General features: G+C 71.6%; 11 protein-coding genes. 5 read left to right on the top strand and 6 right to left on the bottom strand.

Annotated elements, in window-relative coordinates:
- From KME75_RS20710 to KME75_RS20720, 3 genes are all read left to right on the top strand, one after another.
- Positions 1-1381, top strand: a 1381-nt coding sequence (locus KME75_RS20710) for an acetyl-CoA carboxylase biotin carboxylase subunit (protein ID WP_308282934.1), incomplete at its 5' end; no start/stop codon positions are given.
- The gene (locus KME75_RS20715) at positions 1381-2862 is read left to right on the top strand and encodes a biotin carboxyl carrier protein (RefSeq protein WP_219416518.1); all 1482 of its coding nucleotides are present in this window, start codon (positions 1381-1383) and stop codon (positions 2860-2862) included. The genes KME75_RS20710 and KME75_RS20715, both read left to right, overlap by 1 nt.
- Positions 2855-3736, top strand: a complete 882-nt coding sequence (locus tag KME75_RS20720; protein WP_308282935.1) for an HAD-IIA family hydrolase — start codon at positions 2855-2857, stop codon at positions 3734-3736. The genes KME75_RS20715 and KME75_RS20720 overlap by 8 nt, the downstream gene beginning before the upstream one ends.
- Before the next feature lie 255 nt (positions 3737-3991).
- On the opposite strand, the gene KME75_RS20725 is transcribed toward KME75_RS20720, so the two are convergent.
- From KME75_RS20725 to KME75_RS20745, 5 genes are all read right to left on the bottom strand, one after another.
- Positions 3992-4192 (bottom strand): hypothetical protein, encoded by a 201-nt coding sequence (locus KME75_RS20725; RefSeq protein ID WP_219416519.1) that lies wholly within the window; start codon positions 4190-4192, stop codon positions 3992-3994.
- Between the two features lie 155 nt (positions 4193-4347).
- Complete coding sequence (locus tag KME75_RS20730; protein WP_219416523.1) at positions 4348-4560, bottom strand: fumarylacetoacetate hydrolase family protein; 213 nt, start codon at positions 4558-4560, stop codon at positions 4348-4350.
- Between the two features lie 341 nt (positions 4561-4901).
- Positions 4902-5822, bottom strand: coding sequence for a sugar phosphate isomerase/epimerase family protein (locus KME75_RS20735; protein ID WP_219416524.1), 921 nt, complete (start codon positions 5820-5822; stop codon positions 4902-4904).
- 97 nt (positions 5823-5919) lie between these two features.
- Positions 5920-6927, bottom strand: coding sequence for a substrate-binding domain-containing protein (locus KME75_RS20740; protein ID WP_308282937.1), 1008 nt, complete (start codon positions 6925-6927; stop codon positions 5920-5922).
- On the bottom strand, positions 6924-8096 hold the full coding sequence (locus tag KME75_RS20745) for a Gfo/Idh/MocA family protein (RefSeq protein ID WP_219416525.1): 1173 nt from the start codon (positions 8094-8096) through the stop codon (positions 6924-6926). The genes KME75_RS20740 and KME75_RS20745 overlap by 4 nt, the downstream gene beginning before the upstream one ends.
- Positions 8097-8222: 126 nt before the next feature.
- Between KME75_RS20745 and KME75_RS20750 the strand changes: the two genes are divergently transcribed.
- Positions 8223-9299: a LacI family DNA-binding transcriptional regulator gene (locus KME75_RS20750; protein ID WP_246632491.1), complete on the top strand. Its 1077-nt coding sequence runs from the start codon at positions 8223-8225 to the stop codon at positions 9297-9299.
- Between the two features lie 349 nt (positions 9300-9648).
- Here the strand turns inward: KME75_RS20750 and KME75_RS20755 are convergent, their stop codons facing one another.
- Complete coding sequence (locus tag KME75_RS20755) at positions 9649-10035, bottom strand: DeoR/GlpR family DNA-binding transcription regulator (protein WP_219416534.1); 387 nt, start codon at positions 10033-10035, stop codon at positions 9649-9651.
- 192 nt (positions 10036-10227) lie between these two features.
- On the opposite strand from KME75_RS20755, the gene KME75_RS20760 reads away from it, so the two are divergent.
- Positions 10228-10420 (top strand): hypothetical protein (locus KME75_RS20760; RefSeq protein WP_219416527.1); only part of this gene is annotated, 193 nt, incomplete at its 3' end.

Raw genomic sequence — 10420 nt, forward strand, 5'->3', positions numbered from 1 at the left:
GAAGACCGACTCAGTGAGGATTCGCCGGTTGCTCATCGCCAACCGCGGGGAGATCGCGCTCCGCGTGATCCGCACGTGCCGCCGGCTGGGCATCGAGTCGGTGCTGGCCGCCATCGACGCCGACCTCGACGGGCTGCCGGCCCGCTTGGCCGACCGGGTGGTGCGGCTGGGCCCCGCTCCGCCGTCGGCGTCCTACCTGGACCCGGCTGCGGTGGTGCGCGCAGCGCAGGCGGTCGCCGCCGACGCGGTGCACCCCGGCTACGGGTTCCTCTCGGAGAACCCCGCGCTGGCCCGGGCCTGCCACGAGGCGGGGATCGTTTTCGTCGGGCCGAGTCCCGAGTCGCTGGAGGCGGTCGGCGACAAGCTGCGCGCCCGCTCGCACGCGTTGGCCGCCGGGCTGCCGGTGGTGCCCGGGGGCGAGGCCGCCGACCTGGCCGGGGCGCGAGCGGTCGCCGCAGAGGTCGGCTACCCGCTGCTGGTCAAGGCGGTCGGCGGCGGCGGTGGCCGCGGCATGAAGCTGGTGCGCTCGGCCGGCGAGCTCCCGCACACCCTCGACCTCGCGATCGCCGAGGCCGCCGCCGCGTTCGGCGACCCGCGGGTGTACCTGGAGCGGTTCGTCGCCTCGGGCCGGCACGTCGAGGTGCAGGTGCTCGGCGACGGCAGGCTTGCCGTGGCGCTCGGCGACCGGGACTGCTCGGTGCAGCGCCGGTACCAGAAGCTGTTCGAGGAGGCTCCGGCGCCGCTGCTGTCGGACCGGATCCACGCCGAGATGGCCGCCACGGCGCTGGCCCTCGCCGAGCACCTCGGATACCGCGGGCTGGGCACCGTCGAGCTGCTCTACGACCGCGAGCGCGAGGCCTTCTACTTCCTGGAGATGAACGCCCGCATCCAGGTCGAGCATCCGGTCACCGAGATGGTCACCGGCCTCGACCTGGTGGCCGAGCAGCTCGCCGTCGCCGAGGGGCTGCCGCTGCGCATCCGCCAGGAGGACGTCGGCCTGTCCGGCCACGCCGTCGAGTGCCGGATCAACGCCGAGGACTGGGCGCACGGCTTCCGCCCGTCACCCGGGCGGATCGAGCGGGTGGTGCTGCCGGCCGGCGACGGCATCCGGGTGGACACCCACGTGCAGGGCGGCTCGGTCGTGCCGCCGTACTACGACTCGCTGCTGGCGAAGCTGATCGTGCACGGGGTCGACCGCGCCGACGCCCTCGCCCGGGCCCGCGCCGCGCTGGAGCTGCTGCAGATCGCGGGCGTGACGACGACCGTGCCGGTGCACCAGGCGCTGCTGGCCGACCCCGAGTTCGCCGCCGGCGGAGTCGACACCGCCTTCTTCGAGCGGTTCCTGCAGACACACGAGCCGGATCTCGTGGAGGTGTCCTGATGAGCGACGTCCGGCTGGTCGACGTCTCGCTGCGCGACGGCAACCAGAGCCTGTGGGGCGCGGCCGGTCTGCGGACCGCGCACGTGCTGCAGGTGGCGCCGGTCCTGGAGCGGGTCGGCTTCCGGGCGCTGGACTACAGCTCGAGCACGGCGATGGGCATGCTGGTGCGCACCCATCGGGAGAACCCGTGGGAGCTCCTCCGGCGCACGCGGGCGCTGATGCCGACGACGAAGCTGCAGTTCATCGGCACGGGCTTCCGGTTCATCTCCTGGCAGAACTCGCACCCGGAGACGATGCAGCTGGTCTACGACCGGCTGGTCGAGGGCGGCATCGACCGGGTCGTCGTGCTCGACCCGATGCACGACATGGACGCCGCTCGTGCGACTGCCCGCCGGCTGAAGAAGGCCGGCGTCGACGAGGTGGTGGGCGCGCTGACCTTCACGATCAGCGCGATGCACGACGACGCCTTCTATGCCGACCTCGCCCGCCAGATGCGCGAGTGCCCCGACATGGACCGCGTCTACGTCAAGGACCCGGCGGGGATCCTCACCGCCGAGCGGGCCCGCACGCTGCTGCCCGCGATCAAGGCGGAGCTCGGGAGCACGCCGCTCGAACTGCACTCCCACGCCACCATCGGGTTGTCGCCGCTGACCTACTCGATTGCTCCCGAGCTCGGCGTCGAGGTGGTCCAGACCGGCTGCGGTGTGCTGGGCAACGGCTCGTCCCTACCGGAGGTGCGGCGTACGGTGGCCAACCTGCGCGAGATGGGCCACCGGGTCGACATCGACGACCGCGCGCTCGGCCTGGCCTGCGACTTCTTCGACCGGCTGGCCGCCGCGGAGGAACTGCCCGCCGGGCGACCGCAGGACTTCGACGCCGCGTTCCTGCACCACCAGATCGCCGGCGGCGTGATGACGACGACCCGTCGCCAGCTGCGCGAGATCGGCATGGAGGACCGGTTCGACAGCCTGATCGAGGAGGTCGGCCGGGTCCGCGCCGAGCTGGGCTACCCGATCATGGTCACGCCGTTCCCACAGATGGTGGTCTCGCAGGCGCTGTTCAACGTGCTCGGGGAGCGGTACGCCAACGTGCCCGACCAGGTGATCCGGTACGCGCTCGGCAGCTTCGGCCGGCCGACCGCCCCGATCGACCCGGACGTACTCGACCGGATCCTCGACCGGCCGCGGGCGCGGGAGCTGCAGTCGGAGCCGCCGCCCCCGTCCCCGGCCGAGCTGCGCCGCCAGTTCGGCCCGGCGATCAGCGACGAGGAGCTGCTGCTGCGGGCGCACATGCCCGCCGAGCAGGTCGACGCGATGCTCGCCGCCGGACCCGCGCCGCAGCACTACAACCCCGCCTTGACGCCCGTGCTCACCCTGCTGCGCGAGCTCGGGGAACGGAGGACCGTGCACGACCTGGCCGTGGCCAAGCCCGGTCTGCGCCTGTTCGTGCAGCGCCGGAGGGAAGGAACCGTCCGTGCCTGATCCTGACCCTGCTGCCCTGGACCGACTGCGGCGGGTGCGCGGTTTCGTCCTGGACATGGACGGCACGCTGGTGCTCGGCGACCGCAACAACAAGGGACTGCGCCCCTTGCCGGGAGCCGAGCAGCTGTTCGCGGCGCTGGCCGAGCTCGGCCTGCCGTTCCGGATCTTCACCAACGGCACCACCCGGACGCCGCAGCAGTACGCGCACGCGCTACAGGCCCTCGGCTTCCCGGTGCCCGACGACGGGGTGCTCACGCCGACGTCCTCGGCGGTCGACGTCTTCCGGCGCCGCGGGCACCGGCGGGTGATGGTGCTCGGTGGCAAAGGGATCATCGAGCCGCTGGAGGCGGCCGGTATCGAGACGTTGCCGCCGCTGCGCGGCACGACGGCCGATGCGGTCCTGGCGGGCTGGTTTCGGCAGGAGCTGACGTTCGAGGCGCTGGAGGCCGCGTGCGACGCGGTGTTCGGGGGCGCCCGGTTCTACAGCGCCTCCCAGTCGCTGTTCTTCGCGACCGCGGAAGGACGTCAGCTGGGCACGTCACGAGCGATCAGCGCGGTGGTGCGCGACATCACCGGCTGCCGGGTCACGGTCGTCGGCAAGCCGTCGCTGCAAGCGCTGCGCGCGGCCGCACGTCACCTCGGGGTGTCTACCGCCGAGATCGCCGTCGTCGGCGACGACCCCGAGCTCGAGGTGCCGATGGCGCACAAGGGCGGCGCTCTGGCCGTGGCCGTCCACACCGGAATCGGGCACGCACGCTCGTTCGCCGGCCTGCCCGAGGAGGTGCAGCCCCATCTGGACCTGCCGGACGTGGGCGTCCTTGCCAACCTCCTTGCGACGTCGTCGCGGCGGGGCACACGACCGGGCAGAAGGTGACCCACCTGCGCGGGTGGAGTGTTCCCGATTTGGTGGACAGGCGGTGGCTGCGCTCGGCGCTCCGGTTGGGCGGATCGTCACGTCGGTTCACCGTCCCTCGGTTCGACCTGACCCTGAGCGAGCAGGGCATCGAGCGTACCGGTGGGTAGATGGTCAGCACGTCCGAGCGTGGGTCAGCTGCGAGCAGGACGTGTGGCCGGGCTGCAGCCCCGCGGTGCCGGATCGGTGCGGCCAGTCGGAGGTGTCCGTGAACGCTCACGCTGGAGTCGCCGCGGGCAGCGGCACGGGTGAAGAAGGAGACATCATGACCACGGTTCGGCGCCACCAGCGCCGTGGCTGGGATGCCGAACCCCAATGGCGGGTGAGGAACCCGACGACCTGCGCCCGGCCGCACTGCAGGTTGGGCACGTAGAGGTCGAGATACAACCGGTCGATCGACTCGATCTCGAACACCACATGACGAGCGAGCAATCGCAGCAGTGCGGTAGCGTCATCACCGGCTCCGGTCGGACAGGCCGCGAGGCCACCTACCCGCCCTCCGGCGGTCCATACCGGGACACGCTGTCACCGCTCCAACCGGAGCCACGAACACGACTCGGCGTGCGGGGCCCTCAGCCCCGCTGGATAATTTCCGCCGAAACGCGGTTCGTGATGCTCCCGACCCCGTCGATCTCCACGGTGACGGTGTCGCCGTCGTGCAGGAACAGCTGCGGCTCGCGATGCTGCATGGGCTGGCCGTGATGTGGCGCAGGGCTCACGAAGCCGCGCTCGCCGCGACAGCGGACCGAGTGCAGCAGCGTGACGCTGTCCGGCCGGTGCCTCACCCGGCGGGCACCTCAGCGCTGTCGAGCGCGAGCGCGGCCGGTCGTAGGCTGCGCGCCCTGCGCTCGACCCGCCGCAGGCCGGCCAGCCCGGCCGGGATGGGGCGGCGTTCCTGGAGCCGCCGGTACCCATCTGACGGGGTTCGCCACCGGCCGCATCACCCGTGTCGCTCGTGCTGTGGGCGTTTGAACCACCACGCCTCCTCAAGCCGGGAACAACGCCGTTGGGCCCACGGTTCGGATGCGGCTTTCGCGGTGAGGAACCCGGCTCTTGGCGATCTCGCGGCGAGCGAGGTTGCGCGGCCTGACTGCCGGGTACGGGGTGCAGTGCCCGGCGGTGGGTGTCAGCGCTGGTAGCCGGTGAGGCCGTGCGTGGTGTAGTAGCGGCAGGTGCGGGTCGCGATCGGCAATGGCGCGCCGGGTGGTGCTGGGTACATGTCGTGTTCGACGATCGCGATGAGTGGGACGCCGAGGGCGTCGAGGTCGGCGAGCAGTGGCGGCATGTCCGGTTCCCCGTGGGTCGGTTCGACCATGGCCCCGTTCTGTACGGCGTCGGCGAAGGACATGCCCTCGGCGCGGACGCGGGTCAGCCCGGCGGGGTCGACGGACTTGAGGTGCGCGTAGCCGATCCGGGCGGGGTGTTTCGCCACGATCGCGCGGTTGTCGCCGCCGGCGTAGGTGACGTGCCCGGTGTCGAGGCACAGCGAGACGGTGTCGGGGTCGGTGACCTCGAGGAACCGCTGGATCCGGGGTTCGGTGTCGACGTGGGCGTCGGCGTGCGGGTGGAACATCTGCCGGACCCCGAACTCGTCGTGGAGGACGCGGCCGAGCTCGGAGTGTCCGTTGCCGAGCGTCGACCACTGTTCGGCCGTGAGCTCGGCGGGTTCGAGCAGCTCGCCGGTGTGGAGGTCGGTGTACATGGCGGGCAGTGTGATCAGGAAGGGGGCGTCGAGGGCGGCGAGCAGGGCGGCGATCTCGCGGCACTCGGTGAGTGCGGTGCCGAGTGCGTCACCGCCGCGGTGCAGGTGGGTGCCCGCGGTCGCGCCGGTCAGGGTGAGCCCCCGCCGTCCGAGCTCGTCGCGCAGCTGTTCGGGGTGGGTCGGCAGGTAGCCGTAGGGGCCGAGCTCGACGGCGGAGTATCCGGCGTGGGCGGCCTCGTCGAGGAACTGGTGCCACGGAACCTGGTGCGGGTCGTCGGGGAACCAGACGCCCCACGAGTCGGGGGCGGTTCCCAGGCGCAGGTTGGTCAGGCTGTGCTGGGTCATGTCGGCTTCTCCGTCGTCGGTCGAGGCGGTCTTCCTGGTGGGGCGGCGCGGCCGCGGCGAAGACGCCCGTCTCCGTCGGTGGTCTCGCGCCGGGGGCTCACCGGGTGTTGTTCGCCGCGTACTCCGCGATCTGGGCGATGTTCGAGGAGTCCACGAAGGACGGTCCGGTGAGCACGGGGCGGCCGCCTCCGATGTCGTTGCCGTTGGTCAGGTTCAGCCAGAGCGCTTGGACGGCGAGGTAGCCCTGCAGGTAGGGCTGCTGGTCGACGGAGAATGCGATCTCTCCGTCCTGGATGGCCTGGATGACTTCGGGGTTGAGGTCGAAGGTGGCGATCGTGGCCTCGCTGCCGGCGGTGTCGCGGGCGGCGAGGGCGGCGCCGGCGATGCCGGCGTCGAGGGTGACGATGTGGGTGATGGCGGGGTCCTGCTGCAGCTTCGCGGTGATCGTCGCCTGGACGGCGGGCAGGTTGGTGCCGTCGACGTTGAGGTTCTCGGTGTTCGGCATGCCGGCCGTCACGCCGGCGCAGCGGGTCTCCAGGCTGATGTTGCCCTGTTCGTGCACCACGCAGATGGCCTTGCCCGCGCCCTCGGAGGCCATCCGCTCGCCGAGGGACTGTCCGGCGAGTTGCTCGTCGGAGCCGAAGTACATCATCGCGCCGTACTGCTCGTACTGCTCGATGCCGGAGTTGAACGCGACGACCGGGATGCCGGCCTGGGCGGCGGCCTGGACGGCCGGGCCAACCGCGTCCGGGAAGGCCAGCGTCACCGCGATGCCGTCGACCTGGCTGTCGATGGCGTTCTGTACCAGGGTGGCCTGTTCGGGCGCGGCGACGTTGTTGGCGTAGCGCAGGTCGATCCCGAGCGATGCTCGGCGCCGGCCCGCACCCGGTCCCAGAACGCCGCACCGGGCGCCTCGTGGGTGACCATGGCGATGGTGAAGCGTTGTCCGCCGTCGCCGGACCCGCCCGCGACGCCGGGCTCGTTCTGGGCACCGCCTTGGCTGCTGCAGGCCGTGGCGGCGAGCAGGAGGCCGGCGACGGCGGCGGTGGCGAGCTGTCGTGTTCGGAGCATCGTTGCCCTTTCGATCGGTGGGACGAGCGGCTATGCGTCGACCGCAGCCCGGGTGTCGGAGCCGGCGGAGCGGACGATGGCCTCCTGTACCTGCAGGTTGTGGAGCCCGTCGGCGAACGAGGCGTTGCGTGGCAGTTCGTCGCGTCCCGCGACCTCGTCGAGGAACGCGCGGGCCTGGTAGACGAAGCTGTCGTTGTGCCCGACGCCGATCCCGGTGGCGTCCATCGCCATGCCGCCGGCGATGTAGGGGTGCTCGACTCCGACGATGACCCGCCGGAAGCCGTTGGTGTCGCCGGGCAGCCCGCCGGTCGCGATCGCGAACTCGCCCGGGCGGCTCACGTCGAAGGCGAGGGCGCCGTGCTCACAGAAGACCTCGAACTCCAGGGTGTTCGGGTGGCCGTAGGCGATGCGTGACACGCTCAGGTCGCCGGTCGCGCCATTGGCGAAGCGCACGGAGAAGCTGGCCCAGTCGTCGTTCTCGACCGGTTCGCGCCGGTCGCTCACCTCGACGTGGGCGTGCCCGACGACGTGCCCGATCGGGACGGGACGGTCGGGGACGACGGTGGTGAGGGCGGCTCCGTGCACGGAGTCGACCGGCCCGAGCAGGAACTCGGCCACGTCGGTGAGGTGGCTGCCGAGGTCGGCGAGCGCCCCGGACCCGGGCCGGCCGCGGTAGCGCCAGCTCATCGGGGCCTGCGGGTCGCAGCCGTAGTCGGTCCAGTACTGGGCGCTGATGTACAGGGGGCGCCCGAGCCGACCCGACCGGAGCTGCTCCCGGACGGCGCTGATCCCCGGCGCGCGGCGGAACGTGAACCCGACCCGGGCGACGATGCCGGCGGCCACGGCGTCGATCATCGCGCGGGCGTCGGCCGAGGTCGGGGCCAGCGGCTTCTCGCACAGCACGTGCTTGCCCGCGGCGGCGAGCTCGGTGACGATCTCGCGGTGCAGGTCGTTGGCGACGACCACGCTGACCGCGTCGATGTCGTCGGCCTTGACGACGGCCTCCCAGCTGCTGTCGCCGCGCTGGAAGCCGTACCGCTGCGCCGTGTCGCGCGCCAGGTCCTCGTTGATGTCCGCGACGGACACGAGGCGCACCGGCGGTAGGCCCGGGGAGAAAACCGTCCCGGCGGACCGATAGCCGTGCGCGTGCGCCCGGCCGGCCATGCCCGCCCCGATGACGGCGACACCGATGTCGTGACTCATGTGGTCTCCGTGGTGTCTGGTTGCGAGAAGCGAATCGCACCTCTAACTCGTGCTAGTAGCACGTGCTAGTGCGGTAGTGTGCGCGTGCGTCGGGTCGGCGTCAAGGGGTCACGGGGAAGGGACGGCATGACCGAGCAGGAGCGAACGGGCGGACCGCCCGCCCGCGGGCCCCGGGCGCCGAAGGAGCGCCGCCCGACGATGGCCGACATCGCGCGCCACGTCGGCGTCTCGCGCCCGCTGGTCTCCATCGTGCTGCGCGGGGTGGACGGCGCGTCCGAGGAGACGCGCCGGCGCGTGCTCGAGGCCGCTGCGGAGCTCGGCTACCGACCGGACTCGCTGGCCCGGGGCTTGCGGAGCAACCGCACCCGGAACCTGGGCGTGGTGTTCGCGCTGCGCCGCCCGTTCGAGGTCGAACTGGTCGAGGACATGTTTCCCGTGGTCGAAGAGCTGGGCTACCACCTGCTCCTCGGCGCCACGACCCCCGGCCGGGGGCAGGAGGCGGTGATCGACGAGCTGCTGCGCTACCGCTGTGAAGGGTTGATCGTCGTCGGCCCCGAGCTGCACGGCCACCGGCTCGACCCGATCGTCGAGGAGGTGCCCGTCGTGGAGGTCGGCCGCAGCGTCACCCGCGGCCCGGTCGACGTCGTGGGCAACGACGACGCGCTTGGCACCCGCCAAGCGGTCGACCACCTGGCGGCCCTTGGGCACCGGCGGATCGCCTTCGTCGACGGTGGCGCCAACCCCGGGGCGGAGGACCGGCGGTCCGGGTACCGGGCGGCGATGGCCGACCACGGCCTGGCGCGAGAGATCCGCGTGGTGCCCGGCGGCTACACCGAGGACGAAGGCGCGAAGGCCGCGCAGACGCTGCTGGCCGAGCGGCTGCCGACCGCGGTCATCGCCAGCAACGACCTCTCCGCCATCGGGCTCCTCGACAGCATGCTGCGCGCCGGCGTCACGGTGCCGGAGGAACTGTCCGTCGTCGGCTACGACGACTCCCGGTTCGCCCGGCTGCCCGGCATCGACCTCACCTCCGTCCGGCAGGACATACCCCAGATGGCCCAGCTGGCGGTACACGCGGTCGTCGAACGGCTCGACCTTTCCCCGCGCGCGCCCAAGAAGGTCGCATTACCTCCGCAGCTCGTCATCCGCGGAACGACGTCCCCGCCACGACCGGAACGCGCACCGGAACTCGGCGCGCGATGAAGGTCCGGCCTCCAGTCGAACAGACCCAGCAAGGAAGTCGAGATCCAGCGGCTCGCCCAGGCCGAGACCATCGCCGTTGTCGTCTACGGCGACGCCGGTGGGCTGCTGACCCGGCACGTGCGGCAATGACAAGCGCCCGACTCGCCGGCTTCGACCGAGAGCGCGCGCCTTGCGGAGCCGTTCCGAGCACGGCGACGCGAACGGGTGAGGCGCAGCCCAGGCCTCGGGCGTTGCGGGCACGCGGTAGTCCAACGCGGCGCCCCGCCTTCGTCCATGTTGCGCCGCCCAGCCGGGCGTGGACGTGATCACTGTGACATGTGCCGCGCCGCCTGTCCGCGGTCGGCGGCTGTCAGTCCTGGTGAGCGGTGGTGTTGGCCGACCACAGCATGTCTGTGAGCAGGCCAGGGCCGTCGGGCTCCTGACCCGAGACGTACACGTTGGCGCCGACGGAGCGAAGGGCGTCGATCTCGCCGGCGGAGGTGCCGGAATCCACGATGACGACGTCGAAAGCGCTCATCGGGGCCAGTTCGTGGACCCCACGCCGGTGGAACCTGCTGTTGTCGAGCAGCAGGACGCGACATGCTGCCGCGTCCATCATCGCCCGCTTCACGGCAACGGTCTCCTGCGACTGGTGGAAGCACCGCCCGTGCGTGACCGCTGTCGTCGACATGAAGAGCAGGTCGGCGTGCAGCGGCTTGATCGCCTCTCGGGTGTGGATTCCGAGGAAGGGTCGCAGACGGGGTAGTAGCCCCTGCCCAGGGCGATTCGCTCCACTCCCCGCTCACCGGCCAGTAGCTTGCGATCATCCACCGCAAGGAGGCCGTCGGAGACGACCGGGTCGAGATGCGGTACCTGTCGGCCAGCGAGCTGCTCGAGGCGCACCAGCAGTTCTGGCCGACGCAACTGCAATATCGGCGCATCATGCTTCATGCCCTGGACCGACCCGAACCGGGCCGCCGGGCTCTCCATTATCAGCATCATCGGCGGCGTCCCCGCTCACTGGTGCACCATCCTTGTGTCGGTAGCCGCCAGGCTGCTGATGCACCCGAGGTGCCCCTGGGTCACCGCCCTGCTCGCTCGACGCTGCGACGTCCAGCATGAGTTTCGCGGGGCCCGGTGGT

It is taken from the genome of Pseudonocardia nigra, from assembly GCF_019396355.1.
Taxonomy (GTDB): domain Bacteria; phylum Actinomycetota; class Actinomycetes; order Mycobacteriales; family Pseudonocardiaceae; genus Pseudonocardia; species Pseudonocardia nigra.

Coding starts and splice junctions, on each gene's coding strand:
- KME75_RS20715 (WP_219416518.1), top strand. CDS start 1,381: ATGAGCGACGTCCGGCTGGTCGACGTCTCGCTGCGCGACGGCAACCAG.
- KME75_RS20735 (WP_219416524.1), bottom strand. CDS start 5,822: ATGACCCAGCACAGCCTGACCAACCTGCGCCTGGGAACCGCCCCCGAC.
- KME75_RS20745 (WP_219416525.1), bottom strand. CDS start 8,096: ATGAGTCACGACATCGGTGTCGCCGTCATCGGGGCGGGCATGGCCGGC.
- KME75_RS20750 (WP_246632491.1), top strand. CDS start 8,223: ATGACCGAGCAGGAGCGAACGGGCGGACCGCCCGCCCGCGGGCCCCGG.